Raw genomic sequence first — 26,610 nt, 5'->3', positions numbered from 1 at the left:
AAGTCAATATTGCTTTGGAGTCAACGATGAATGAATCAACACTAAGCGCTATCTCACCATCAGATGCGATTGAAAACCAACTACCCCTTACTCAATCTCTTACCCGCTACCTCAATGCGAGGTGTTCTGAGCACACCCTCAGGCAATTATCTTTAGAAGTCGAAGATAGAACACAACAACTCAAAACCCACATCGTATTTAATCAAGAAAATAACGCAGACAATAATAGCCATCAAAGCTATCCCATCGTTTATCAGAGAAAACGTATAGGCGCTTTGAACCTGTTAACGAAACACAATCTCCCTAGCCCGACACAGTCAGAACTTTCACTGCTTTCAAGCCAAATCGGTATACTGGTTAAACGCAATGCAATTCAGGCATTATCGAGTAAATATCTTGGGAAAAAAGCATCGCTACAAGGCTATAGCGATCAAATATTAAATTTGGAAAAAACCATTGAGCGGATCGCCGCCAAGTTATGCCCCGTTCACATCCAAGCTGAATCAGGCAGCGAGATTGTTGATGTCGCCTGCTCGATCCACTTTAGCAGCTATGCCAAACATCACCCTTTTTACGAGATTGATTGTGCAAGTTGTGATGAACAGGACTTCGCTAAAAAGCTGCATCATGTCAATACAGCCATGAATCAAGGCTGTATTTTTTTCAGTCATATTGATGCACTGTCTTTAACACAACAAAAGTACCTACTTGAGCAACTAACCACCCAGAGTAAAAACAGCGCCAGCTACACCAGCAAAATTGACTTGCAACGCATTCGAATTATTTCCGCCAGTGAGTCGGATATTCAATCTTTGGTAGATCAAGCGCAATTTCTGCCCAGTCTTTGGCACAAGCTCAACTTTTTTAGCTTACAGATACCCCCGCTGAGGGAGCGACCAGAGGACATCTATACCTTAGTTGAACAGTTATCCGAATTATACCAACTCTCCCCACAACAGCAGTTAACCGAACAAGCAAAGTCGGTGCTCAAAAGTTACCCTTGGCCAAATAACATTGCCGAACTGGAAAAGGTTTTGCTGCGCACATTTACTCTCGCTCAGGAAAATGACATCAGTGAACAAACCTTAGTGGATATCTATCCTGAATTAGCCAAAACCAGTGCCTTTTCGCAAAATCCACAGCAGTGTGTAGAGTATCTCCTGTCGGGGGATTTGACTCCGTTCAATAAATATCACCCCAGTTTACAAAAGGCCTTGTCATATATTCTTGAACACTGGCAACGCGATATTTCTCTTAAAGAACTGGCGGCGAATGCTTATGTGAGCTCGTCGCACTTATCATACCTATTTAAACGCGCATTGCAGCGCAGTTTTAAACAGATCTTGGCCGAACTACGGATCCGCAAAGCTTGCCAGTTCATTGAACAAAACCCCAATTTACGTATCACCGACTTGTGTATGGAAGTTGGATTTGGTGATCTCAGCCACTTTGAGAAAATTTTCCGTCGCTACACGCACATGTCACCTCGCGAGTACAAAAAGCGCCAACAGCTTTAACTGCCAATTTTAGCCCTACTTTTCAATACATTGAGCCGATTAATTCTCGCTGTAAATATCTAGACTGGCTGTATTGAAAACGACGGGTAACAACATGGCAGACATTGAAGCTCTGAAGCAACTGAATGAATTGGTAGCACAGCAAGCACCCGGTCTCTCACGAGACATGTTATTGCAAGCTACCGCTCAGTCTTTAGGCAATGCTGCCCACAATGCCACGCTCGCACAGCATCAACACAATGCCATTATTAAAACCAACACGGCACTGGCAAGTGAGATGTTATTGAGTATGGGCCCTAAGGCATCGAAATAGTTTTTTGCCAGCGGTTTTGGCTAAAAAAGTCGGTCTTTAAAGACCAATAACTAACCAATAGAAGGAAAACACTATGGCAGCAGCACCAAGTGCAGCAGGTGGTGTAAACGGCCAAGTGACAGACTCTGTCACTCAGGTCAACACCAGTGTCACAGGTTCAACACCTGCATCAAGTACGGGCAACCTACTTCTGTCAACAAGTCACGCATTAGGCACCGCAGCGCTCAATGCAACGACGGGCAACCAGCAAGCGGGCATTACGATGCAAGCAGCGACAGTGCAAGGCATTAACTCACTGATGTCAACAGGCACAGCCGTTGTCGGACGTGGCAGTGCAGAAATTCTTAGCAAAGGCTAATTCAGCCAATTAATTAACTATTTAATGAGGAAAATATCATGGCAGATACAGTAAACGCAGCAATCACTGATTCAGTTACTCAAGTAAACACAAAAGTAGTTGGTGAAACGCCAGCAATGGCAATGGGCAACCTATTAATGTCTACCAGCCAAGCTTTAAGTAACGCTGCTCACAACGCAACATCAGCACAACAACAAGCTCAAATCACCATGCAAGCTGCAACTGTACAAGGTGTTAACTCACTGATGTCGATTGGTAGCTCAGTGGTTGGTCGCAGTGCTGAAGGCATCATCGAGAAAGGCTAATCGCCGACTCTTTGAACGTAAACTCACTTAACTAAATTAACAGGAGTCAATCATGGCAGATACAGTTAATGCACAAGTCACGGATTCAGTTACGCAGGTGAATACTAAAGTTGTTGGTGAAACACCTGCAATGGCGATGGGTAACCTACTCATGTCAACCAGCCAAGCGTTAGGAACCGCAGCCCATAATGCAACAGCGGCACAGCAGCAAGCAGCAATCACAATGCAAGCTGCAACCGTGCAAGGCGTAAACTCACTTATGTCAATCGGTACATCCGTTATTGGTCGCAGTGCGGAAGACATTATCGAGCCTGACGCTTAATTGGATTTGGATTTCTTGAACACAGGATGCTAATCCACTATCCCAACCAAGCTCTTAGTGACGCACAGACCGCTAAGGGCTTTTTACTGTTTGGAGCTACTCATGGAAAACTTAAATAGTGCGCCCGACGCTGCGGAGTCAGCAGTACAAAGTGCACAGCAATCAATTGCCCAATCAACCGCATTGGCACTTTCAGATGCCACAGACAATCTACGCAACCTCAACACATTAAGTACCACCGCAATCGGTGTTGCGCTGTCTCAATACATCGAAACGGGTGACGATAAATTCTCAAAAATAATCGAAGATGCGCAATCAATCGTCAGTCGTGGGGCAGACAACTTCAGCGCTGTTGGAGAAAAAATTGCCACTGTCTTACATGAAAATCAAGAAGAATAACCGTGTTGGGGGCATGCCCCCAAAATCCTAAAAAAGCCCGAATCAAATCTTGTTTTACCCGATTTTAAAACGGTTAATCCTCGTATTCTAGTTGCAAGATTGCTCAGTTGTTGAGCGGTTAATCAGTTTGAATTTAACGAGGACATAATCATGAGTGAGCAGGACAAAGACAGTGTGCCTTTTTCGCAGCAAGCGACCAGCATGACTGAAACGACTTTAGCAGAAACGCTCGGGCTATCTATGCACAATGCCGTCACCAGTCAACAGCATGCCCAAATGACTACCGCGGCGTCGATCACCAATGCCTGTGCAAGGCTACTGAAGACCCCCAACTCTGCCCAAACTGCTGAAAAACATACACCGAACGAAGAGGCGGCAGATGAAGCAATGGTGGCTGAACCGCAAGAAGACGTACCAAATAAAAAAGAGAAAAAGCCTCGCTTCAATCTTTTCCGCTTTGGAAAAAATAAGCCGCCAGCACCGAAAGAAGAATCAGCCAAACCCGACGAACCAACGGAGACGGAGTAAATACCATGACAACACTTGCTAAGTACAGTGAACTGTATGAAACACATATGGCTCAGATTCAAGCGCTGTCAGATAAACAAGAGCAAGAAGTAGCGGATTTATTGGCAGAAAATGACGAACGACTCGAGTCACTAGCCCCATTTTCTAAAGCAGACAGCGTCAACCAAGAAGTTACCAAGCAGTTGGAAGCTGTTGAAGCGCAGATCAACGACGCCCTGAAAGAAATCAATAGTCAGCTTATTGGCTAACACGACCATACACTTAACTCAAAAGGAAACAGCAATGGCTAAAGATCCAACAGTAAATAAGCAAATTACTGACTCAATCACCCAAGTAAACACTAAAGTACTCGCAGACAACCCCGCAATGGCAATGGGTAACCTTTTTGCCTCTATGGGGGCTGCTCTGTCCAATGCAGGTCACAATGCCACGAATGCACAGCAGCATGCCGCCATCACAGTTCAGGCTGCAACTATTCAGGGCGTCAATGCGCTGGGAGCTGTAGGCAGTGCAGTATTAGGACGTGCCGCCTCCGCCATTACAGAAAAGGACAGCAGTCAGTAATTCCCGCCTGCACAGAGGCGATCCATGCCGCTGTGCAGGATATTGATACTTTCTTTAATTGGTAACTATCTGCAAAAAAGGTTAAGCGCAATGTCTGACAAAAATAGTGGACCCAGTGTTGAAGAGATAATTTCGCAGCTCAGTGATTCTGCCCTCGCTGACACCGTAGGATTGATGATGCAAAATGCGGTAACAGCGCAGCAAAGTGCGCAGACCTATACGTCTGCTTCAGTGTCTTCTGCTTGTGCATTGATCCTGGCACAAGGGTGATAAGCGCGGATGGCAGACAAAACTGCAGCGCTGATCAAGGCTCAACAAGCCGTAGCGCAGTCAACTTCCATGGCGGTGCAAGATGCCACGGACAACTTGCGAAACTTGAGCACGATCACCACCACCGCCATTGGTGTGGCACTCTCGCAACTCCTTGCAACGGGTGATCCTAAGTACGTGAAAGTCATTGAAGAAGCACAGAAAGCCATGACAAAAGGGACTGAGAACTTTTCTGAGGTCGGCACAAAAGCAGCTAAAATTTTAAAGGACTTTACGCCTTAGTACGCTGTTTTTGTACCACCCTCTATTTAAATATTGATAGTGATTAAACAATCGAGAATGCTTCCCCACCGCCTTTAACCCTACAATTAAGTGATCAACGCAATTATACTTGGCAATGTCATACTGCGCCGACCGACCTTGATTAAGCGTTTCAAATAGCTTATCCACCTTGGCAGCGGGCATATGCTTTGTGATCAGTTCACGCGCAAACACTTTTTCCTTTTTTGGTATAGGTTCAACACCAAACCCTGCAAAACCAAACCCATATGCGTACCAACTGGCATTGTGGTTATTTCTAAAAATTAAACTGGCATGGCGGTGATACAAAGGGTGATTGCGCGCCAGTCCAAGTGCATCGGTCGCCCGGCTTATTCGCATGTAAGCAAAAACCATAAAGGTACGTCTAGGTTGTGAAGAAGTGAGCATGGACCACCTAATTAACACTGTATTTTTACAGGCTAACCATTTGGTCCTTAATACACTCGGGTGAAACGGGGCTTATTTATGTTAAACCTCGGATGCAGGGATCCCATTGACGCGACGTAAATGCGGTGTGATGAACTGGCTGAGTATTAACGAGCACACAGCCAGCGCCGCACCAAAATAAAACACCAATGACTGATCGTAGAGCCATACAACCCCAAAACTGGCAGGAATGACAACAGCAGCAATATGATTAATGGTAAAGCTGACCCCAGCGGTTGCGGCAATGTCCTCAGGCTTCGCTATCTTTTGGAAATAAGTTTTCAAAGCAATCGCCATAGCAAAGAAAATATGGTCAACCACATACAGTATCGCGGCAAGGTTTGCCGATTCCACCAGCGCATAGCCTACAAAAACACATATCAACCCAAGATATTCGACCGTCAGCGCTTTTTGCTCTCCGATACGCCCTATCCAACTGCCAATTTTTGGTGCTAGAAAAATATTGATGACATGATTGAGCATGTAAAGCGCCGTGATCTCAGCCACACCATATCCAAACTTTTCAACCATTAAAAAGCCTGCAAATACCATGAATATTTGCCTACGAGCGCCAGAGAAAAACACCAATAAGTAGTACAAACTGTACTCTTTACGCAAGATCAACTTTTTATTTTGTGTTGCCGATTCAATAAACTGAGGGTGTGTATAGGCAAGATAAAACGTCACCAACAAACCCGCGCCACCTATCAACAAGTACATCCAGATATAGTCGCTTTGGAAGACACTAAAGCCCACCCAAATCACCGCAAATGTAGCCAACGCCGCCATCGATTTGACCGAAAGCAACTGGCCTAATTTTTCTGCCGCTTCGTCCTTTTTAAACCACTGTAGGCTCAATGACTGATTGAGTGTTTCAAAGTAATGAAAGCCAATGGACATCAAGACCGTCGTCGCATATAGGCCGTATATTGTCGGGAAAAGCCCAGTGACTGCCACCCCGATAGAGAGCAAGCATAAACTGATTACCGCAAATGTTTGCTCCTTTAAAACCAATAAAATAAATACCGCAGTAAATGCCAAGAAACCGGGGATCTCACGCAGTGACTGCAGCATGCCCATATTGGCCCCTGTAAACGCTGCCGCCTCCACAGCAAAATTATTCAACATGGCTGTCCAGCCAGCAAAAGCCATCGCCATCACAATGGTTGCTAGCACTAAAAAACTCATGGGAGTGGGGGTAAATTGCCAAAAGCGTCGTTTTTTCATTCACTATCCTAAGCACGTTGAGAGAAAAGCCTGATTAGTATATGCTCAATTTTTGTTGGCCAAAATTTAAATATATGACAGAAAATTTATCAAAACAGACAAATCAATCTTGGCAACATGTTAAATCTCGTTTTAAGCGCGCTGCGTTAGGCAGACCCATATTTCCACGTGCTTCAACGATGCCTGAATGGGAGCATGTCCAAGAGCATAGCCATGCGTGGGGGCAACTTACCTACATAAACAATGGCGTTATGACCATTTTTACCCCACAGGGCACTTTTGTGATCCCACCTCAACAAGCGCTTTGGATCCCACCCAATGTGGCACACGAAACCTACTGTCGCTATGGGGGGCATTTCCGCAGTGTCTATATTGATGAAAAATATGAGTCGTTATTGGGCAGTACCGCGAAATCTCTTGTGGTCAGTGATTTACTCAAAGCGATGATTTTAGAGATTTGTACTTGGCCAGAAGATTACCCGCTTGACGATAAAACACAGCGCTTTATCGATGTGTTTATCGACAGATTAGAATTAGCCCCCACCAGCGATTTTTTTATTCCCAGCGCTCAAGATCCAAGGCTGCACCCCATTGTCGCTGAACTGTATGCCAACCCAGGTAGTCCGCAAACACTTGAACAATGGGGCAAACAAGTCGGTGCGTCAAGCCGCACACTGAACCGCCTATTTCACAAGAACTTTGCCATGAGTTTCAGCCAGTGGAAGCAAAAATTAAGAGCCTTGCGCGCCGTAGAAATGCTCAACGCAGGTCACTCTCAACAAATCATCGCCCAACAACTCGGGTTCGAGTCCAGTAGTGCGTTTAATAGTGCTTTTAAGAAGGTTTTTGGCATCCCGCCAAAACAATACTGCAAACGCTAAGTTACCAGTGAAGCACCGTACGCAGCGATACAACATTTTGCCAATTAGCAGTAACAGGTGCCATGGTGTCATCATTGATGACGCCATCGTGCCACTGTGTCGCGATAGTTGTGTGTAAGTGCGGTGACCAGTCATACTGTACATAACACTCCACCATGCGTGTCTCAGTCACGTCACCATTTAGCAGTGTATGCTCTAAATAACTCATGCCCGACGCAAAGGTAAATGCCTGATAGGGATATTGAGCAACCAAGCTGGCAAATTGAGTCCGGATCGGTGGGGCACCCTCTTCAATTGCCATACTTTTGTAACTGCGACTGTGGCTCATGCGACCGTGCAGCTGTGCATTGCCCAATTGCGTGTAAATCGCACTGTATACACCATGGCGCTTAGTGTCGCTATTATGCCAACTCCCTAATGTCAAAGTTGTGGTTTTGGCAAATTGACGCTGCCCCTCTAACGCTGCAAATATTCCCTCTCCGCCATCTACTTGGCTGAGCGTATCACTATAATTGCCCTGATTATCTGCCAGACCTTTGGCCGTCGAGAGCAGTGCGCGCCAGCGCCAGGTTTCATCTGCACTGATCCCTTGATACCGAAATGCAGGCGCGTAATCAGGAAAGTCTATCCCTGGGTTATTTACAAACCCAGCAGCCATAAACTGCCCAACTTCATCATTAGCTACCTCGTTGGTGTCCACCAACATGCTCACTTCAGCCAGACCCAGTAACACAGCCTGGGTTTTATCAGACAAGGCATATTGCCAATACAATGACGAAATTTGTATCCGGCTCGTGCCCGCGCCATCCTCCGTTGTTCCGGCATCTTCGTTAGTATTAGCAAACAAAGAGGAGAGCCCATTATCCAGCGGGTTGCGACTATACTCGAGCCAAACAAACAGCGAATTTGCCCCTTTATGGAGGGTACTTTCCAAGTCGATTGAATACAGCCTTTCCCTCTCTACCTCTTCTGTCTGTGCGGTATCCGTCCGCTGCCCGTGAAGCAAAAATTGCTCACTTAACAGCATCGAACCACTGAACTCGTGACTCACCTTACTGTGCGGTGTATCCGCATAGCTGCCTCGACTCATAACGAGCCCTAACATCATCAGCCAAGCACTTAATCTGATATTTTGTGGTTTCACCATTTCTACCCATCATTTCATTTTATCTTGGCAAAAAATTAGCAATTTACAGAAGTGGGTACTGCGTGAAAACGAGCTTGTAATAAGGTAAATCTCGGGAGTTGGTAGTTGTCGCCTACTTCACTGAAGCGATATACGCAATGCGCATATCGCCCGCCAAGCTAGAATTGTTGGGTCAAAGAAAGGTGCGCACTCAATTGTGTTTCATTGATTGTTTTTAAATTTACATGCACTAGCCATACTGAATTGTCTACCTTGCGTGACCAAGCCAGAGCATGATTGTCACCCGCTTGTTGCCACCCGGCCCCCGTCATTTGTTGCGTTAACCAAGTGGCTAGGAGCCCACCCTTATGTGATTCAACTTCGAAGGTATAACCTGTGTACCAGGAGTGCTCACTGCCATAATGGAAAGTACGAGATAGCAACGTCACTTCGTCCGGTAAGCCATCGAATACTGGTAGGATTCGATCCGCCATTTTTCCCCGTATATAGCCCCCATTGGGTTGCCAGTTGTACTCAATTTTTGCCGCAACCGAACGTGCCACCCGTTGCCCACGCACTTTAGCCACTAATGACAGCGCGCCGTCAATACCAGACGATAACCCCGCAGTCGTGAGTATTTTTCCATTGTCGGTAAACTTTTTATCGCGTGCCAAAATCACTTTCGGATAGTGCCGCTCAAAGCTGCTGAATGCCTTTTCAATCGTTGTCGCTTGCAACCCATCCAAGAGCCCCGTGTTGGCCAGAATAAAGGCACCGTTACACACCGACATCACATATTGAGCTGAATCACTTTGTGCCTTAATCCATTGATTTATTTGCACATCATTGAGCAAACGATCATTGATATTCCCCCCAGGGATTAACAATGCATCTAGCTGTAGACTTGGTGTAAATGCTTGATGAGGTGTCACCTGCAACCCCATTGCAGTGGTGATAGCTTGGCCCTCTTTGCTAAGCGTGGTAATGCGAAAACCAGCTTGTCCAAAAACCTCCGTGGGCCCGACAAAGTCGATGGCTTGTGCGCCTTCAAACAATAAGATCCCCACATGAAATGCACTGTCATCCGTAGAATGCGCCTTGACATGCATACAACTTAAACAAAGTACCCACATAATTATTTTTTTCACTGTTGCGTCTCCATCGTAAAATTATCGCGATATTGCGTTGGGTTCACGCCATATTCCTGAGTAAATTTGCGCGTCAATAAAGAGGGGGAACCAAAACCAATCAATTGGCTAATATGCGCAATCGACAACTCTGAGTTGCACAATAGATCTTTGGCTTTTTCAAGCCGCAATCGCTGTACAAAACGCATCGGAGACACCCCCACCTTTTCGGTAAACACCCGCCTAAAATGACGAGGACTGAGCGAGGCTTCATCGGCCAACATTTCTAAAGACAGGGGTTTATCGATGTTATTTTGGATAAATTCAATCGAGTTCTGAAAACGCTGTGACAACGTCTGCTGGACGGTGAGTAAACTGGAGTACTGCCGCTGATCACCGCTTCGACGTACATACATCACCATATATTGTGCAACTCGCTGTGCCAGCGTTGCGCCATAATCTTGTGCAATTAAGCTCAGCGCCAAATCAATTCCCGCAGTCAGCCCCCCTGACGAGTAAACCTCTTCACTTTGCACAAACAGCTTTTCTGATTCTACGACCACATGAGGAAATTGTGCCGCTAACTTATCTGCAAAATCCCAATGTGTAGATAGCTTAAGTGCACGCTCGGGCCACATGGCCGCAACCACAAATGCTCCGGTGCAAATACTGACAACGCGCTCACTCCGCTTCGCTAAACGTTGCAGCTGGGTCATTTGGTCTTGATCCAAGATAACCGCTTGGCAGCCGCGTCCACCAACAATCACAAGCGTATCCACCTGTTCGCAATTGACTAAGGTGGTATCAGCAAGTGTGCTCAATCCACTTTCAGACCGCACAACGGTTGCGTCCCCCGACAACGTAGTTAACTGATAAGCCAGCTGTGGTGCCAATAAATCATTGGCTACCGCGAACGCGTCTAATGGCCCTGCTAAATCAACGGTTTGAAAATCGTCATAAATAAAAAAACCAACTGTGTGTGGCATAAAACTCCTCCTTATATTTTTCAGCATAGCCCATCACCCTCGCGACCTTAAGGACTTTAAAGTGTCTAAAAAGGACATTGCCAATATACTTGCTGGCGACACAGCTTTGAACTATTTGCAGAAGTGGCTGAGGATTTAGACAACCCAGTGAGGCGAAAGAGCAAGAAAGGTGTTTTGGCAAATTTACATGAGGTCATCACCATATTGCCCACTGCCAATGTGGGGAGAAGCTGTCAACACAACAGAGCTAATAGAATGAAAAGTAAACGAAATTTTACAAAAATTCTCGATAAAATTATTACATAACCGACCAAAGCAATACTTTTCATATAGTTAAAAAAATAACACTGGAACGATTGAAATTATTTCAGTTACATTATTTATACATTTAGCAACATTTGGATGTATCTTTAGGTTTTCTAACAAGTGAACATAAAAGGTACAACATGAAAGGAACAACACACTCTCTCAAAGGCGCTATGCGACACACACTGCTGGCATCAAGTATTTTGGCCAGCACATCCGCCATGTCATTTGGTGACTTAGACACTGCCATCGTCGGTGGTAACCCAGCCAACACAGCTGATTGGCCATTTTACACCCAAATTTTGACTGCCAATGGCACAACCGCATTTTGTGGTGGTAGCTACATTGGCGATGGCTATGTGTTAACTGCGGCTCACTGTGTGCGCAACAAGTCCGCGCAATCTTTGAATGTAAAAGTGGCTGGCTTTATTCTGGCTGGCAACGATGGCGACCGTATTAGCGTAGAGCAAGTACATGCTCACCCGCAATATAATAGCCAGACATTACAGAATGATGTCGCCGTACTGAAGCTATCAAGACTCCCAACGATTGGAACGAGCGTGACTTTGGCTCAATCTTCTATCGATTATTATGCCCGTGAGGGAGACTTATTGTCAGTTGCCGGTCTTGGCCGCTTACAAGAAGGGGGGGTGCGCCCAACGAACCTCTACGAGGTGGATGTACCACTGGTGTCTGATGCGGTATGTCGTCAATCTGGTGGTCACTACCGCAACGTGGGTGCAAGTGAGTTCTGTGCCGGTTACCCGCAAGGTCAGAAAGACTCTTGTAGTGGTGACAGTGGTGGCCCAATCGTGATTCAGTCCGGTGGGCAAACAGTGCAACTTGGTATCGTTAGCTGGGGAGTTGGCTGTGCGCGGCCTGATAATTACGGTGTCTATGCTGATGTTGCAGCGTTAGGCGAATGGATAACCTCCGTCAAAAATGGCACTGTGCCTATCAGCGTTGGCTATCAAGAGCAAGAAACGCTCGCTGACTTCGTGATCGGTGACAGAGTCAAGCACACCTTTACAATTACCAATACGGGTAGCCCAACTTTTACATTCACTCAGCTTAATTTGGCAACGCAAGGGGTCACAGAGGGACTGGTTACGACTTCAGATACGTGTTCTGCCAGCACGCTTACGCAAAATAAGCGCTGTAAAGTCAGTATCGAATTTAGCGCAGCAAGGACAGGACTCGCGCAAGTGAGTATGACCTTCAAAGTAGATGGCAGCAATACGACTTACGTCGCGCGCGTGTTTGCAACCGCGACTGATGGCGCGAATGTGTGTAACGGTACCTGGAACAAAGATACCGTATATACACGCCCAGACCGGGTAACTTACCGCGGCACAGAATATGAAGCTAAATATTGGACTCGCGGCGATGTACCAAGTGAGTCAGGTTTATACGGCCCATGGAAAGTAATTGGTGCCGACCCCACTTGTACAAAGTGAGCCTCATACAATTATCAAAGCCAGGCCGCATATTTGCGGCCTGGCTTTATTTACTTCAAAACTGACAAATTAACTGCCAACTCTGGTCGCTCCCTGGTTGTGACCGCGTCCACCACTTTGCTTCATACACCGACTGTTGATAACCCACTCGTTGACCCGCTGCGGCGTGATCGCCATTAGGTAAAGCTGGGTAAACCACATATTGGCTTGGATCTACTTGCATACTTGCACATGTCGGTTCAGTCGGGCCACCTGTGCCATCACACTGATAACTGGGCGATAACCCTTGTACGACTTCCCACTTGGCAGTCAACAATGAGGCGGGGCCAGATGTATCGTGAGACAACTCCCAATTCATTATGCCACCCGCTGTATCCAAGGCCAGTTGCGTTTTAGCTCGAATCGTAGGCAGCCCATTGTAGTAAGATGTGCCATCTGAATCATGGCAAGCATTCGCGGTATCTTGCGCAACTAAAGTACGATAGGCTTGCCATGTTGGACGAGAATAAAATGGCACACCTAGGACTGTTTTCTCTTTGCTCAATCCTCGACCTTGCCAATATGCAATCGAATCTACGGCATATTGATAGTTCGCGTGATCACCATTATTGGCGTCATAAGCCATTAAGTTTAAGAAATCGACATCATTAAAAACGGACTCCAAAACACCACCACCGGTATAGCCAAGTGCAACGACTGCCGCGGTTAAGAATTTGCCTTTGGCCTTAAGCTCGACGCTAAGCTCATTCATGAGCAAAGCATAATTGTTGGCCGAGGCACCCGGATCTGGGTATTCCCAATCCATGTCCACACCATCCAGTTGATGCTGCTCTACAAACGCCATCAGATTGCGAATAAAGGTGGCACGCCCTTGTGGTGAACTGGCAAATGTTTCAAATGCGCTGTCATCTCCGCCATTCCAGCCCCCAACGGCTATCCCTACTTTTACACCTGAAGCCTGTGCAGCAGTAATTAGCTGCTGCATTTTTGCGAGGTTTTCCAATGGTTGCAAAGAGCCATCTGCATTTGGCAATAAAAACGAGTAGTTAATGTGCGTCAATTTATCAAACTGAATGTCCCCGACTTGACCTTGCCAGCTCGGAAAATAACCCACAACTTTAAACCCGCTGGGTGGCACTAAAATATCATCGACCACAACAGAGATCGAGCGAACGCCGGTGCTCGCGCGTCCACCTGTTTCATCCACCACTTCGGCCTCAATTAAATGTTCACCCAACCCCGCAGCAAACCAAGTGGTTTCATAAGGTGCAGTGTTATCCGTCGCAATGACAGTACCATCAACTTTAAATTCGACGTGTTGAATGGCAACATTACCTGGGTGTGATGCTGTCGCACGAAATGCGACTGGCGATGAGAGCACATGACGACTTTGCGCCATCGGGGCATCTAAACTGATAGTAGGCAATGGCGTGCCAATGGGATCACAGCGGCCCTCATTGCGCCACACATTGCTCGGGTCAGAATTGAGCGCCGGATCTTGATTTAACGTCCACCATTTAGCCGTATATTTGAAAGCATCATGCTGAACAGCCATGCCCCCTGTGTATACTTGACTCGACTGCCACTGATCCAGTGCAGCACAATCTGCGGCAATGGTCGGTGCGCTCATCGCACTCAATGCAGTAAATACTGCGAAATATGTTTTTTTCATACCTTTATATCCATGTTGTTAGCTAGCGAAGGGCGATGGGTTTTGGCTAGCTGTTATCCAAATGTAAACCCATCCATCGACAGACTAACAAACTGTATAAAAATCACCCATCCCAATTAGCACTAATCAACATGAAAGATTATAAAGTTAGGCGGCAGGTCGCCTGAGAAGAATAGTCTAAAGCCGACATGCTCTGACCAACCAGGTAGATTCATCGTGCTGAAAAATCACGTCAAATACGATATTTTTCAGATAATTTAAGCCCAAAGTTTGCCAATACCATGAGCCCAATTACCCATCGATACCAAGTCGGTAAATGCTCTAACAATGCAAATGCATCGACAATAAATGGGGATAAGAGAGGAAAGAATAACAACACGCACGGTAAAAGCAGAATCACGTGCAGCCAGTCAATGGAATGGCGGGATTGGGCCACCTCTAATTGACGGATCCGTGCATTGACTTTGGCATTTCGCACACGTTTATAGTTATGTAGAGATTCTAACGCAAAATCATAAAAAAGTTTTGAAAACTGGTTACGCATGGCAAAGTACTCCTTGAAATCAACCTCCTTACTAAGTCTGTGACAGCTGTTCAACAAGTGCGTAATCAACACACCACGCCATTCAGAATTAGCACCGTTCATGGTGACATAGTGTACGTACGCACACGGCGAATGCTCAGTCGAACTTATGACCGATACAGGCATTCTCGGGGATCAACAGCCCAGCCATGTAGAATTTTACGCACTATAAACGCGCTCTAATTGGGTTGTTTGAGTTGACGATACCGTTCAACCATTGACGTAATATGGGGTTTTAAAGCCGTGATGGCATGGTTGATACGCTGTCTGTGTAATTCATCAAACTTTTCTTTTCGCAGTAAAAAGTGTACGTCATTATCATGAATCGGATACGCCCACCTGTAAATTGGTCTTTCGCTTAACCTCAGGCTTAAATAGTTGCCGATGATCTCATCTTCAATAATAAAGTTGACGCGTTGTTTATTCAGTAGTTCGATACGCCTTTGAATGGTAGAAATCCCGATGAACTGTCCCGTGAAACGGTCATTGCGCGCGAGTATTTTCACTTCTTCGCCATAATAAGAACCAATGCTAAGACCCACCGTCGCGCCACCGCTCAGTAGTGACATAAGTGATAGCACTGGTTGCGATTGCTGGTTTAAAGAAAAGAGTCGCATGCGCTCTTTGCGATAGGGGATTGAAAAGTAACCCCACTGTTTGCGCTTGAAGGTATAGCTGACCATCAAAACCACATCTACCACGCCCTTGGTGAGCTGCGCGAAGCTGCGAGCCGCAGAAGGCAAGCGCACAAACTCAATACACATGTTGGCATGCTCAAACACCAATCTCGCGATATCAATATCAAGCCCTTGTGCAATGCCTGCCTCATTGACGCTGGTCAAAGGGGGCCACCCTGCAACCACACCCACTTTGGCATGTAGACTACAAGGTGGTGTCGCGGGCGTTGCTGAAGATTGCAATGCAAATACTTGCCTACAATTTACGAGTACAATGAGACAAGCGAACCAAAGTATGCGCACTGGCACCTACTGTCAGATTTAACTGTTACTTAAGTGTAGTCGCTAATTTATATATCTCACTAGTGCGCATTCAATCACTTAGGCGCTTTCTCAGGCTTGATTCTCAAACACCAAGCACTTTAACCCCCCTTCGGGGTCCACATCGGTGAACTCTGGTGGGTTTGCCAAACGCTCGATAAACTTCATCGACGGTGCCTCACGGTGCATTTCATCAATCAGAAACTGACTCTGTAATGCGGGGTCATTGACGCATGCCAGCACCTTAGCCTCTGCACTGAGTAACTCGGGCAAGCGACGTAAGATCCGTTGATAGTCTTTGGTCAATGCAAAACTGCCTTTTTGAAAAGTAGGCGGGTCTATGATAACCAAATCATATGGGCCCATCTTGCGCAATTTTCCCCAAGATTTAAACAAGTCATGCCCCAGAAATGAAATGGCTGCCAAACTATGTTGGTTCAGTTGGTGATTTCGACGCCCTTGTTTAAGTGCGGCTTTGGCCATATCCAAATTGACTACCTGTAACGCCCCACCCGCAATAGCAGCAACCGAAAACCCACATGTGTAGGCAAAAAGGTTCAAGACTTTTTTATCTTTACTCTGCGCTTTCACCCAATTGCGGCCATTGCGCATATCAAGAAAAAGCCCGCTGTTTTGCTTTTTCCCCAATGACAATTCAAATTGCAGTCCACTCTCCTCAATCACTGTGGGGGTTTCAAGTGCGCCATATACAATTTCAACTTGATTGTCCATGCGGTATCGATGCTGAATGAACACACACTTCACCCCTGCTTGCCCAAGTGATGTTTGCATAAAATCATGCAGGCAGTTTCGCAACGCATCCAGCCATTGCTCGTCTTGCTCTTTAAACACAGAACACATAATTTGACCTGATAACCAGTCAATTGTTAAGTGTTCTAAAGAAGGATAACAGCGGCCTCGGCCATGGAAAAGACGCGTTGCTTCATTTGGAAGCGCACATAACTGAGTAAAAACCTGCTGCACAGGCAAGAAGTCAAATTGCATAATCGACATCGATTTAATTGTAGATTGGCGCAATTGTACTTAACTAAATACGAAAGCCAATGAGATTTGGATTTGGCGCAATAAAAATAAAGGGAGTGCAACGGATATTACACCATAGGAATGTCACCTTATTTTGGTTATTCATTGATTTGCTTGGTGTAACCCACTGCGTATCTAAGCGTGTCATGCAAACTCCACATCCTCATAAATTCATGGCTAAATATTATTCACTTACATGATTTTTACTGTACACCACCGCCATGCCCGCGTACTCTTGCGTCTTTGTCTTTTTCGAAACCGAGAGTAAATTTATGAGTACTGCATTTTCCCGTCGTTTTATCACCCTTGTCGAGCAGTTTGCTGGCGGGAACAAACGTCAATTTGCGCAACTTACAGGGAAATCGCCTTCTCATATCTATCGTATTTGTCAGGGCCTTGGCAGACCATCGATGACTTACTTAGAACACCTCTATAGTTTGTTTGCCATTGATCTAAATTGGTTGCTTACCGGTGTGCAAGCTTCAGAGCCACACCGCCAACATAGTCAAGATGATTTACTCGTGGTACCAAAATTAGATGTAGAAGCGAGTGCCGGCTTCGGTGCCGTCAACGGTGCTGAAGACATCACCGAGCAATTTGCGCTAAACAAACGTTGGTTGCAATCTCAGCTTGGTGTACACAGTGAACGCTTGGCATTTGTGTCAGTACGCGGAGATTCTATGCTGCCAACGCTACAACACGGTGATATGGTACTTGTTGACTTGAGCCAACAACAACTGTCTAAGTCCGGGGTCTATATTATTCAAACTCAGGATGGATTAATGGCGAAGCGATTACATCAAAAATCGGATCACATTGCAGTGATCAGTGACAACGAAGCGTACCCTAGTTGGCAAATCACCTCCGACAATGCGGAACAACATGGTGTTGCCGGGCGCATAGTTTGGTGTGGGCGCAGTTTATAGGTGCAGTATTATGTCAACGTCAGCTGATAGCTGACGATGTTACGCTCTAACTCACTGCTCACTGTAAAACCCAGCTGGTTTAGCAAGCTTTGAGAAGCGAGATTGTGATGCAAGACATTGGCCAAAACCCGTCTAACACCAACTGCCTTGAGCTGTTCTAGTAAATGACTGACCGCCCAGTGCATCACCCCTCGGCCACGGTAGGCCTCAGCAAGCCAATAATTGATTTCGGCAATATCACTGACGCTCGATTTTGATAACCGGCTGTAAGCCACGCCCCCTAGCAGTCCAAATTGTTGATGCCGAATGGCAAAGCGCTGCTGCTCATGCGTGCCGACACCGTTGATAAAACGATGTGCTTGGGCCAGTGTCTCGATGCGTGGTATACCCAAGTTTTGGCAGGTGTGTGACGACATAAGATGCATAAGACTTGCGGCATCTTGTAATGTGAGTTTTGAGAGAGATAACGGCCAAATGCTGTAAACTCTCGTCACATTGGAGACGCCCGCCTGAGCAAATCGCGTCAATGGCGATGACGTTACAGCCATAAACTGACCAGAGCACGAAAACTGGGATTCAGTACATACAGCGTCAATAAAACTAGCCACACAATCATGATTAAATCTAACAGTCGCATCATCTTTTCCTTATTGTGAAAATCACACGCGTACTCGTGGCTATCGCCACATATCTAAATTACCCAACGTTTGGCGCGTATTAAAGGCGCTGAGTTCGTAGTGACAAAACTGCCTTGCCAACCAATCGCAGTGATATTGCGCGGCTTTGTTAAACTTGAACCAAGCAGAGCGCTTAAACCCAGTAAGATCGGTAATTATCTCGGTGTGCGTTACTTTCCCAGCAATTAAAGCGTGCTCATAAAGATGTGTCGGGCGAAGTGCAATGCCATACAGGGTTGGGGAACAACCTTGCGGTAAATGATGTGCAATCAACCGTGCCCAATCATCGCTCTGGCCGTGACCATGTGTATGGTCTTGGTCACTATATAGCAGACTCTCTATTTGCGTTGTCGCCGATATCACGGCTGACGGCACCATGCCTTGCACCCAAAACCCACAATGCTTAAGTGGCACACGTTTGAGCCAACTTTGTATTGCATAACAAGTGGCAATAAATGCCGTCACTTGCGCTTGAACTGTATCTTTTTCATGCTGCCACGTGTTTTGATACACATACAAGCGACAGCCAAACAAAGGCCATGAAATGCCTTGAATTTGATTGTCATAATGGCATTTATAAATCACATCATTGAGCATTTTTCTAGCAAATGCACTGTCTGCTGTGCAAGCTAGTTTCATTGCTAGTTCTGACTGCTCAGCCTTCATTGATGCGGTCAATAAATTTGACTGCTCGTCTAACCTATGAACGGTCTGAGCAAACAACGGTCCGTTTTTGTGGTTTGGCACGGTCGCAGTTCGATAGGCTTTTTGTTGTAGCCGCTCGCTAAAATGACGCTTAAAGTCCCCACCATGTTGCCAATCGATATCCGTGAGCGGGTTGTAGTAACACCGTGTCACTGTATCACCTTGACATACACCGTTAGGCTGTTGAATTTGTGTGAACGATTTTAACCCAGCGCACTGCTTGCCAACAGTGTTCCCCGCATGCTCACTGCACAGTTGCGCGTCGGCGACCTCGGTATTGCTAAACGCAGGCAAAGATTGAAACGCTAAATTGCAGCAGTGCTGTCCGAACTCGCTGTGCGTGTCGGCGGTGAGCACGGGGCTCAATCGATAATCCTCAAAATATAACGGGCACGGTACCGTGGTTGCGGTTTGGCATGCCGCTTGGTGTGTGTAATAGGCCAACTCTTGCGCCGCTTCAGCCTTGACGCCCATCGTCAATGCAGCCAAATAGGTACCATAATAATGGAAATACGGATCCATAAAGGCACTCCTTTTACCTGTAATCTGCCCCCTTCGACCTTGCGCTAACAAGACCGAGTAAGGGCATTAATACTCACTCATCATTCTGCATCTTGGTGAGTCAGCGCGGGGGGGGGATTGCCTTCGCTATGAAGCGTTTCTACAAATCGATTCAATATTTGGTCTGCTGCTTCCTTGTCTATTGGTGGTTCACCAATGTAGCTATCAATATCGTCTCTGATGTGGCCCCCATTCATATTGTCTTTCGCACGTTGCGTAACAATGGCGTTGATCGCCTGACAAAAAGCGGACGCTTCTGTTTTGCAGTAAATTCGGTGCTGCTGGGCAATTTGCTGTCCCTGTTCATATCTCGGCGCACTGTATGCCACCGTATGAGGCTGTACCTTTGGATCGCCTCCAACCAAAGAGTCGCAAGAAAACAACACAAAATCCGTTGAGCGATGCATATCCATAATGTCATTACACATAGGTAAGTCGCCTTCAATACCTAAATTGTAATCACAAAATAGGATATCTATCCCTTTGAGTAAGCTAGACACCATGGTGTTAAAACCCTGCTGTATCGTGGCCGGCACCGAGTCGCCACAAGGCAACATGGCAAACTCTCTAGAGTGCACCGTAAACGCCTCTTTCCATTTAGCTAAGAGTTCAGGCGTATCTTTGCCATCTTTATCTTTGTATGCGATTTTGTAACCGTTATCGAACTTTTCCTCGACATCCAGTTGATCCGATATCAGCGCAATCTTGCGCCCATCACTTGCAATGCCTGAACGAAATACCAGGTTGGTCATACCATTCTGCTCCGTAGTTGTGGTTATGTTGATGTCTCTATCCTATTCACAACGGAGTGCTAAAAATTGGGGGATCGTGGCAAAGACTGCTGTGAATACATGAACTCTAAAAGCGACATGGTTAAATACGGCTGCCATTGCTTTTCCAACATTTGGCTATGTGCACTAAGACACTTACCGATCCCCTCTGGCAAAGTGAACATAATAACCTCAATGGGTTTTTCCCACGCGACAAGATGATCAAGGTGTGCCGATACCGACCATGGCGCAGACATGACCAAACTCGACATGGGTTCACACAGTAAGGGCATTGTATTCTGGCGAAGTAAAATCCAACTCGTCATGCTGCACTGTGTCAGCAACAAGTTTATGAACTGCTCCGCAGTACCGTGAAAATCATGTTGCACCACATCTTTCATATATGTCAGTAACTGCGCCGCAAGTTGCGCCTCATTCAATACGCTGTTGGCTTCGCGACTTAACACATCAGACAATAGGTGTGCCAATGAAGTATTCTCCGAATTTTGCTCTCCCAAACCAGTGAGAAGCCGGCAAAGATGCGTAAAGGGCAACTGTGTAAGCCATGTAGATAACGTGTGAGGTGTATGAAGCAGTGCGCTCAAAGTCATTAAATGGCAGGTATGTGGGCGGAGTTGATTGTCAATCGCCTCCACAAACTCACTATGATAATGCTGACGCATCACATTTCCGCCAAACCGTACAGGCAAGTCCATCACATGAGGCGACTTCACGCCTTGTCGTTGAGACTTGCTCTGCGCCCTCGCCCATTTAGGTATTGACCAAAACAACTGCGGCGCTTCATCAAGCTGCGGCTCTTCACACGGTTGCGCCGTCAGCACAGCGGCAGTGCGTTCAATCGGCTCAAGTTCAACGATCGGCTCCTTGCTCGACTCCACTGGGACTGCGACCTCTTGTGGCAAGCTGGTCAACATGACAGGTACTTGCTGAAGGTAAAAGACATAAGGGTTCTGTCCCGGTTCAAACACTGCCAATGGAGATTCCTCTGGAGCTTCGCTGGCGATCTCTTCGACATGTGTACCCAACCGTGCCTCAATGGTTGTTTCATTCTCGCCTTGAGGGCACGCCGGCGCCGACGCTGGTGCAACTGCAGCGTAACTGTCTACGTGGCGTGCTGGTTCGGCGCCTGTATCTGCCACACATGCCGAATTAATTGGCTGGGCAACGACCGTTTGGCCAAGATGTGCTTTCGTGCCCGCATGAAAGTAATAATTGTATGGCTTTAGAATACGTACCCGCCGCCAACGAATGCGTTTTTTCGCTTTGCTCATTACCATTCTCCATGAGTAAATAGAATGAGCTTAACGGTATTTAAATAAGGCGAATCGGCCGATTTGACGATAATTGAGGGCTAAAAAAAGAAGGTGCATCCTTGCACCTTTTGACAAAAATGGGAACGTTATAATGCGCCCTTTAAAGTGCTTGTAAGTCCTTCCATCACACTGTTAACCGCCTTTTGTATCGCCGCCTTAGCGGCAATTTCGAGTGTTATAAGCTGTGCTTCTATGACTTTTTGCTCTCGCGCCAGCTCAAACTTCAAGTCATCTTCATCCAGTTCCCCCTGCAAGTAGGCGTTACTGAGTTCCGCTAAGCTTTGCTCTTTTTCTGCGAAGGCCTTACCGAGCTCCCCAGCAAATGAACTGCCTGCTTCTCCCATATCACTCATTACCTGTCCACTGACATCTTGCAGTGTTTTTGCAATGTTAAACTCCATCCTTTTTCTCCTATTGTGCTTTGCTTTCTTCGCCTCGGATCATGGCCAGCATCACCCGTTGATATTCGGACCGGCGACGTTTAATAATGAAGTCCGAAATGCTGTCTTTGCTTTTGTGGGCACCTCTACCTTGCTGCCATAACGCCAGTAAAATCTCGACTTGCTTGACGGTGAGCTCATTCAGTTCTCGTACCTTTTGTCGCTGCAATAAGGCATTGATTTCTACTTCAATATTGGTGTACCCACTGAGGTAGTGAGCAAACTGGCGTTTAGCAGGCGCCACATTGGCCATATGTAAATAAAAACCATCAATCTTTTTCATCAAGCTGAGCATATTGCGCTGTGACGCACGGTCATACTCTGATATTAAATGCAACGAACATCCAACTTGCGAGCTTAAAATCAGCAAAGTCGCAAAAATGACCACCAGTTTAAACCATGATTTGATCATCTCATTTCTCCTCATGTGCATTCATGACTTCTTTTAGATAATCAGCAAGCATTTGTTGAATTTTCGACACCGGCATATTCGGTTCCAAAGCCAGCTTACTCTGTATCGCAACAATCCCCTGACTCCACACTGTAATTTGGTCTAGTTCTTGTTTGCGAAATTGGTTTTCAAGATTTTGCTTTAACACTTGTGGGTCTTCGGGGATGCTTGGAGAAATAAAGGATTGCACCGTTTCAACAATACGATCGAGGATTTTATACACCAAATTCGCAGAAAACCCTCCCACCAAGGCCATGGTGATCCTAAGTGCGGCATGACTCACCGGCGCCCCCCCGGTTTCACTGCTCGCGGCACTGGCTACCGCATCTAAATTCACCGGAATAAGCTGCGTTAAAATGATGCCAGCGATTAAGCCCACCACAAAACGTACCCAGTAAGAGCTTTCGTATTTGGGGTCGTAGACCCCCGCGGTAACATAGCTATTGGCTTTAAATAACGCTGCAAAAGATGCCCCAATGGCGGCAGAAGCCAGTAAGATCGCCTGGACATAGAGTAAACGCGTGCCTTCCATATCAAACATGCTGGCAACCATATTCTCGTTATTTATATAACTTGATAAGCTCAGCGCGATCAGCACGACCAAGGACATAATGGCGACCACCATCATCTTGCGGATCAATGGGACTCTGCCTAAAAATAGCAACCAGCTGCCCTTTTTTGTTTCTTCCGACATTAACCAAATCGTTTCCGGCTTTGCCGGCGCAACCAATTCGGTCAGTCTGTTATGCACTTGAGTGAGCGCCCTGACTTCTAGGTTACGTTTACTTGTCGTGGTCATTGCGTCGAGTTTGACCATAATCGATTCAGGCACCTTGATTCCTTTATGAAATGAAAACTCTGCCATTGCTTTGCTCTGCGCCAAAATAGCCGCAAATTCATGCTCAGCTTGTTGAGGGTCGATAACAGTTTCCTGCTGGACTTCCATGATGATCTCCTATGAAAATGATATGCCTAAAATACGTAAACAAACTTGAAGATAATCGGCATATTTAATGAGGTTATCGTGGAAATTACTCAATATTTCCGTCAATTCACTCAGATTTATGACGCTCAGATTGCGCGTGTGTTGTTGCATTATTTGCCAGTGCATCGCGCAATTTATCGATTATTTGATCCATCATTGCAAACAACACATCAACGTTGTAACCCATTAGAAAAGCCAGTGCCATCGGCGAAAGAGATGCTAATCCGGACAATTCCTGAGGATTCAAAAACCAACCAATGATCATACCGCCGAGCGCGCCGAGCGTTAGCCTTAAACGATATCGGATCTCGCTGTCTGTGGTGAAGGTGATGGCTTTTATTTCTTTTAATAAGTCTCTAAGCACAAAGATAAACGCCCCTAATAACCCATACAACAAGGGTAAAACATACCCTTGAAGTACCTCTAAAACAGACTCAGCAAACAACATATTTTCAAAAAGTTGTAAACGTGCTTTGAGCCGAGTTTCGGCGAGTTGCAAGTTATCCAATTCGCTGACATTGGCCTGCTCTCGCTGTAAGCGCCGTTGTTCAACATCTAGCTTTTCCTGACTATATGGCGGAATATCGCTATTGAATGTCAATCCAAATAACCACACACGATTCCAAACTTTGAGTAAGTTATAGTTAGCGTCAAGTCTTTGCCCTACCTCTTCATAACTTTGCTGTATTTGCACATAGTCAGTGCTCTCTGGCGTGGTTTTGGCAACTTTTATTTGCCATTCATTACGACTTTCATACAGAGCCTTGAGATCATGCGCCAATGCGTGACCAAACAAATAGTAAACTTGAACAAATAGCAGACACAGTAACGCCACCAAGGTATAGCGTCTGTACCAGGCAACGGCACGCTCGGCTCGGCTTGGTTTGTCAGCCGCTTGTCGTGAAATTGCTTGAATACTTTCCATCGACACCGGTGCAACAGCCTGAGCAAGCTGATCGTAGCTGTGTAATACATCGGCTTCATCTTGGGCACTCCATTGTTTTTTCTGAAGTTTATACTTCGCATTGATCATGACTTCAGCCAATGCGGGATCTAAACTAACTTGCCCATGTTTGGCCATATACGATACCAGCTGCTGCCCTTCTTGAATGACCTGTGCAATGTCAGCAGATACCTCGATTGAATTAGATTGTTTTTTATTTATCATCAGTTTACTGGGGGCTATGCCCCCTTCTTTTCACCAGTGGTATTCGCTAATACAGCCATTTTGGTTGTCATAGAGTGCGGCTTCGCCCCCCTCGTTTGACCACAATGCACGCTGGCTCTCAAAATTATACCCGCCCGTGCTTGGATGATATTGATTGGTATAAACACGCACGACCCCTTGGGGCTTAATCGTGGACCCGGATGGAAACTCAAAGCATTGCCCTTTATTGCCACGAATTTGCCATAGGGAAATATCCGCGATTGAGTGACTGACATTGGTGATCTCGACAAACTCATCCCCTTCTTTCTTCGCTTCTAAACCGTCGAAGTTGACTTGGCTTAATTCAAGGTGTTGATGCGCAGCGCAGCCGTAAACCCATTGACTGATGAGCGCCCCATCACGGTCATATAGGCTACCGATGTCCCCTTTGTTATTCCAAATTGGTCGTTTACTGTTAAAGCTCAATGCACTACCAGGATAGGTATCAATGCGTAATGTCTCATGAGGGTAAATCAAGGTATCTTTTGCAAATGTAAAAGTTTGGTGTTCATCCCCCGCATCAATTTTCCAGCCGCTGAGATCAATAATCGCAGGGCCAATATTATTAATCTCAACGTACTCGTCTTCATAATTTATTGCCGTGATCTGCACTTGGTGTGATGCCAGCAGTTCAAAACAAGTGTGCCACCAAATGTGCATCACGGATAACTCGTTCGGCGCCTTACCGCTTTGCTGCCAACTATTCGCAGTGTCCGAGATCATTTTTTCAATGCGAGGCCAACATACTTCTGCGCCTTTTAATGCCTTGAAGTGGCTGCTTAATTCTACGAGAGACAGTTTACTAATTGCGTCCATGTGCTTTCCTTATGCGATCTCTAAAAATTGCTTGGCACGATTGAGGAGGGCTGCACGGTCATCTAGACCATGTGTGCCCCCATTAATGCGTTTCGTGATGGTGACCAATTCATCTTTATCAGCCCAACCATTGAGGTCACAACTTTGCCAATAGTGACAAGCACTTTGAATCGCCACCTTCGCATCTGCACTCACCACCTCCGGGTCGCTGATCAAGTCTAAGCCGAGCGCTTTACCACACCGTACATAATTGTCTTTACCCGTTAACTGAATTAGCCCTCTGCCGCGATACTTCCAGCCATCGCCTGAAGCTTCATCGCCATTACCCATACGATCGGCATAGACACGGTTGGCAATTTTTTCTGGCTGGCGAGCATAGGCTTCCGCACTCGCATCATCAGGAAAATATTTACCAAACACGGCTCTGAGTGCTTTTTGGCTGTAGTTTAAATTTTCACTACTACACCTAAAATAGCCGCTTTCATGGGCAATTTGAGCCAAAAAATGTGCGACCCGCAGTGGTGTATTTATTTCAAATTGAGGTAAAACCTCATTCAAAGCCGTTAAATATTTTTCAATGTGTTCAGGGTTTGCTTGTGGCACTATTTCAGCCAACAACTCTAGCGTCAGTGATGTAGCCATGATTTGCTCTCTTTATTATGGATGAGCCCTATCATGACAAATAGATACACGCCCCACTGAGGCAAAAGTAGTAGAGATACGGGGAAAAGTGTGAAAAGTAGAGGTGTATGGATCTTATCTTGAATTCAACATCGTGGATGCAAATGTGTGCTCATACACCCAGCGTCTGCTCGTCGTGTCGATGTTTCCATAGGGCATAAAAAAAGCCGCTCAATGAGCGGCTTTTTAATATTCGTATTATCGAATTAGCTAACGTGTAACTATTACTCGATGATTGATGCTACAACACCAGCACCAACTGTACGGCCACCTTCACGGATAGCGAAACGTAGACCTTCGTCCATCGCGATTGGGCAGATTAGCTCT

34 protein-coding genes are annotated in these 26,610 nt (G+C 46.1%); 14 read left to right on the top strand and 20 right to left on the bottom strand.

The features are described from left to right. Window positions 1-26: 26 nt before the first annotated feature. The 11 genes from L1286_RS17385 (at window position 27) to L1286_RS17335 (ending at window position 4,858) form a co-directional block, all read left to right on the top strand. Window positions 27-1,517, top strand: a complete 1,491-nt coding sequence (locus L1286_RS17385) for an AraC family transcriptional regulator (RefSeq protein WP_235408309.1) — start codon at window positions 27-29, stop codon at window positions 1,515-1,517. 94 nt (window positions 1,518-1,611) lie between these two features. Further along, window positions 1,612-1,830: a RebB family R body protein gene (locus L1286_RS17380; protein WP_063372458.1), complete on the top strand. Its 219-nt coding sequence runs from the start codon at window positions 1,612-1,614 to the stop codon at window positions 1,828-1,830. Window positions 1,831-1,903: 73 nt separating this feature from the next. Next, window positions 1,904-2,188, top strand: a complete 285-nt coding sequence (locus L1286_RS17375; RefSeq protein ID WP_063372459.1) for a RebB family R body protein — start codon at window positions 1,904-1,906, stop codon at window positions 2,186-2,188. Window positions 2,189-2,226: 38 nt separating this feature from the next. Beyond that, complete coding sequence (locus tag L1286_RS17370; RefSeq protein WP_023401227.1) at window positions 2,227-2,493, top strand: RebB family R body protein; 267 nt, start codon at window positions 2,227-2,229, stop codon at window positions 2,491-2,493. A 52-nt stretch (window positions 2,494-2,545) separates the two neighbouring features. Then, window positions 2,546-2,815 carry a RebB family R body protein gene (locus tag L1286_RS17365; protein WP_063372460.1) on the top strand — a complete coding sequence of 90 codons (270 nt, stop codon included), beginning with the start codon at window positions 2,546-2,548 and terminating at the stop codon, window positions 2,813-2,815. A gap of 102 nt (window positions 2,816-2,917) precedes the next feature. Continuing rightward, the gene (locus L1286_RS17360; RefSeq protein WP_235408308.1) at window positions 2,918-3,214 is read left to right on the top strand and encodes a hypothetical protein; all 297 of its coding nucleotides are present in this window, start codon (window positions 2,918-2,920) and stop codon (window positions 3,212-3,214) included. Between the two features lie 150 nt (window positions 3,215-3,364). Further along, window positions 3,365-3,742, top strand: coding sequence for a RebB family R body protein (locus L1286_RS17355; protein ID WP_235408307.1), 378 nt, complete (start codon window positions 3,365-3,367; stop codon window positions 3,740-3,742). A 5-nt stretch (window positions 3,743-3,747) separates the two neighbouring features. Continuing rightward, complete coding sequence (locus L1286_RS17350; protein ID WP_235408306.1) at window positions 3,748-3,990, top strand: hypothetical protein; 243 nt, start codon at window positions 3,748-3,750, stop codon at window positions 3,988-3,990. A gap of 34 nt (window positions 3,991-4,024) precedes the next feature. After that, the gene (locus tag L1286_RS17345; RefSeq protein ID WP_235408305.1) at window positions 4,025-4,306 is read left to right on the top strand and encodes a RebB family R body protein; all 282 of its coding nucleotides are present in this window, start codon (window positions 4,025-4,027) and stop codon (window positions 4,304-4,306) included. A 90-nt stretch (window positions 4,307-4,396) separates the two neighbouring features. Beyond that, a complete protein-coding gene (locus tag L1286_RS17340) occupies window positions 4,397-4,576 on the top strand; it encodes a RebB family R body protein (protein WP_063358524.1) in 180 nt (59 codons plus the stop codon). Between the two features lie 9 nt (window positions 4,577-4,585). Continuing rightward, a complete protein-coding gene (locus L1286_RS17335) occupies window positions 4,586-4,858 on the top strand; it encodes a hypothetical protein (RefSeq protein WP_063358525.1) in 273 nt (90 codons plus the stop codon). On the opposite strand, the gene L1286_RS17330 is transcribed toward L1286_RS17335, so the two are convergent. Next, a complete protein-coding gene (locus tag L1286_RS17330; protein ID WP_235408304.1) occupies window positions 4,838-5,236 on the bottom strand; it encodes a hypothetical protein in 399 nt (132 codons plus the stop codon). The genes L1286_RS17335 and L1286_RS17330 overlap by 21 nt on opposite strands. 129 nt (window positions 5,237-5,365) lie before the next feature. Next, window positions 5,366-6,550, bottom strand: a complete 1,185-nt coding sequence (locus tag L1286_RS17325) for an MFS transporter (protein WP_235408303.1) — start codon at window positions 6,548-6,550, stop codon at window positions 5,366-5,368. Window positions 6,551-6,624: 74 nt separating this feature from the next. On the opposite strand from L1286_RS17325, the gene L1286_RS17320 reads away from it, so the two are divergent. Then, a complete protein-coding gene (locus tag L1286_RS17320; RefSeq protein WP_235408302.1) occupies window positions 6,625-7,431 on the top strand; it encodes an AraC family transcriptional regulator in 807 nt (268 codons plus the stop codon). Between the two features lies 1 nt (window position 7,432). On the opposite strand, the gene L1286_RS17315 is transcribed toward L1286_RS17320, so the two are convergent. From L1286_RS17315 to L1286_RS17305, 3 genes are all read right to left on the bottom strand, one after another. After that, on the bottom strand, window positions 7,433-8,578 hold the full coding sequence (locus tag L1286_RS17315; protein ID WP_235408301.1) for a hypothetical protein: 1,146 nt from the start codon (window positions 8,576-8,578) through the stop codon (window positions 7,433-7,435). A 158-nt stretch (window positions 8,579-8,736) separates the two neighbouring features. Then, complete coding sequence (locus L1286_RS17310; protein WP_235408300.1) at window positions 8,737-9,705, bottom strand: DJ-1/PfpI family protein; 969 nt, start codon at window positions 9,703-9,705, stop codon at window positions 8,737-8,739. Beyond that, window positions 9,702-10,670, bottom strand: a complete 969-nt coding sequence (locus L1286_RS17305) for a GlxA family transcriptional regulator (protein WP_235408299.1) — start codon at window positions 10,668-10,670, stop codon at window positions 9,702-9,704. Before L1286_RS17305 ends, L1286_RS17310 begins: the two co-directional genes overlap by 4 nt. Window positions 10,671-11,116: 446 nt before the next feature. Between L1286_RS17305 and L1286_RS17300 the strand changes: the two genes are divergently transcribed. Continuing rightward, complete coding sequence (locus tag L1286_RS17300) at window positions 11,117-12,433, top strand: trypsin-like serine protease (protein WP_235408298.1); 1,317 nt, start codon at window positions 11,117-11,119, stop codon at window positions 12,431-12,433. 55 nt (window positions 12,434-12,488) lie between these two features. On the opposite strand, the gene L1286_RS17295 is transcribed toward L1286_RS17300, so the two are convergent. From L1286_RS17295 to L1286_RS17280, 4 genes are all read right to left on the bottom strand, one after another. Then, complete coding sequence (locus L1286_RS17295) at window positions 12,489-14,105, bottom strand: glycosyl hydrolase family 18 protein (RefSeq protein WP_235408297.1); 1,617 nt, start codon at window positions 14,103-14,105, stop codon at window positions 12,489-12,491. Window positions 14,106-14,337: 232 nt separating this feature from the next. Continuing rightward, window positions 14,338-14,649 carry a hypothetical protein gene (locus tag L1286_RS17290; protein WP_235408296.1) on the bottom strand — a complete coding sequence of 104 codons (312 nt, stop codon included), beginning with the start codon at window positions 14,647-14,649 and terminating at the stop codon, window positions 14,338-14,340. Between the two features lie 218 nt (window positions 14,650-14,867). Continuing rightward, the gene (locus tag L1286_RS17285; protein ID WP_235408295.1) at window positions 14,868-15,608 is read right to left on the bottom strand and encodes a substrate-binding periplasmic protein; all 741 of its coding nucleotides are present in this window, start codon (window positions 15,606-15,608) and stop codon (window positions 14,868-14,870) included. A 150-nt stretch (window positions 15,609-15,758) separates the two neighbouring features. Further along, window positions 15,759-16,691 carry a class I SAM-dependent methyltransferase gene (locus L1286_RS17280; RefSeq protein WP_235408294.1) on the bottom strand — a complete coding sequence of 311 codons (933 nt, stop codon included), beginning with the start codon at window positions 16,689-16,691 and terminating at the stop codon, window positions 15,759-15,761. A gap of 311 nt (window positions 16,692-17,002) precedes the next feature. Here L1286_RS17280 and L1286_RS17275 point away from each other — a divergent pair, with 311 nt between their 5' ends. Further along, entirely contained in the window at window positions 17,003-17,656 is a 654-nt protein-coding gene (locus tag L1286_RS17275) for an XRE family transcriptional regulator (RefSeq protein WP_235408293.1), read from the top strand. Window positions 17,657-17,664: 8 nt separating this feature from the next. Here the strand turns inward: L1286_RS17275 and L1286_RS17270 are convergent, their stop codons facing one another. From L1286_RS17270 to L1286_RS17220, 11 genes are all read right to left on the bottom strand, one after another. Beyond that, window positions 17,665-18,204 carry a GNAT family N-acetyltransferase gene (locus L1286_RS17270; protein WP_235408292.1) on the bottom strand — a complete coding sequence of 180 codons (540 nt, stop codon included), beginning with the start codon at window positions 18,202-18,204 and terminating at the stop codon, window positions 17,665-17,667. Window positions 18,205-18,333: 129 nt separating this feature from the next. Continuing rightward, on the bottom strand, window positions 18,334-19,560 hold the full coding sequence (locus L1286_RS17265) for a hypothetical protein (protein ID WP_235408291.1): 1,227 nt from the start codon (window positions 19,558-19,560) through the stop codon (window positions 18,334-18,336). An 80-nt stretch (window positions 19,561-19,640) separates the two neighbouring features. Beyond that, window positions 19,641-20,351: a hypothetical protein gene (locus L1286_RS17260; protein WP_235408290.1), complete on the bottom strand. Its 711-nt coding sequence runs from the start codon at window positions 20,349-20,351 to the stop codon at window positions 19,641-19,643. A 59-nt stretch (window positions 20,352-20,410) separates the two neighbouring features. Continuing rightward, window positions 20,411-21,661, bottom strand: a complete 1,251-nt coding sequence (locus L1286_RS17255; protein ID WP_235408289.1) for a hypothetical protein — start codon at window positions 21,659-21,661, stop codon at window positions 20,411-20,413. 128 nt (window positions 21,662-21,789) lie between these two features. Beyond that, window positions 21,790-22,104 (bottom strand): hypothetical protein, encoded by a 315-nt coding sequence (locus L1286_RS17250; protein WP_235408288.1) that lies wholly within the window; start codon window positions 22,102-22,104, stop codon window positions 21,790-21,792. A gap of 10 nt (window positions 22,105-22,114) precedes the next feature. Continuing rightward, the gene (locus L1286_RS17245; RefSeq protein WP_235408287.1) at window positions 22,115-22,555 is read right to left on the bottom strand and encodes a hypothetical protein; all 441 of its coding nucleotides are present in this window, start codon (window positions 22,553-22,555) and stop codon (window positions 22,115-22,117) included. A gap of 1 nt (window position 22,556) precedes the next feature. Continuing rightward, window positions 22,557-23,540, bottom strand: a complete 984-nt coding sequence (locus tag L1286_RS17240; RefSeq protein WP_235408286.1) for a hypothetical protein — start codon at window positions 23,538-23,540, stop codon at window positions 22,557-22,559. A 106-nt stretch (window positions 23,541-23,646) separates the two neighbouring features. After that, window positions 23,647-24,747 (bottom strand): hypothetical protein, encoded by a 1,101-nt coding sequence (locus L1286_RS17235; RefSeq protein WP_235408285.1) that lies wholly within the window; start codon window positions 24,745-24,747, stop codon window positions 23,647-23,649. A 30-nt stretch (window positions 24,748-24,777) separates the two neighbouring features. Then, on the bottom strand, window positions 24,778-25,602 hold the full coding sequence (locus L1286_RS17230; protein ID WP_235408284.1) for a lamin tail domain-containing protein: 825 nt from the start codon (window positions 25,600-25,602) through the stop codon (window positions 24,778-24,780). A 9-nt stretch (window positions 25,603-25,611) separates the two neighbouring features. Then, window positions 25,612-26,244, bottom strand: a complete 633-nt coding sequence (locus tag L1286_RS17225) for a glycoside hydrolase family 19 protein (protein ID WP_235408283.1) — start codon at window positions 26,242-26,244, stop codon at window positions 25,612-25,614. A gap of 263 nt (window positions 26,245-26,507) precedes the next feature. Next, window positions 26,508-26,610 (bottom strand): hypothetical protein (locus L1286_RS17220; RefSeq protein WP_235408375.1); only part of this gene is annotated, 103 nt, incomplete at its 5' end.

The organism is Pseudoalteromonas sp. SMS1 (genome assembly GCF_021530565.1).
Lineage (GTDB): Bacteria > Pseudomonadota > Gammaproteobacteria > Enterobacterales > Alteromonadaceae > Pseudoalteromonas.
The sequence above is the reverse complement of the archived record's forward strand: the minus strand, read 5'-3'. Positions and strand labels throughout refer to the sequence as shown.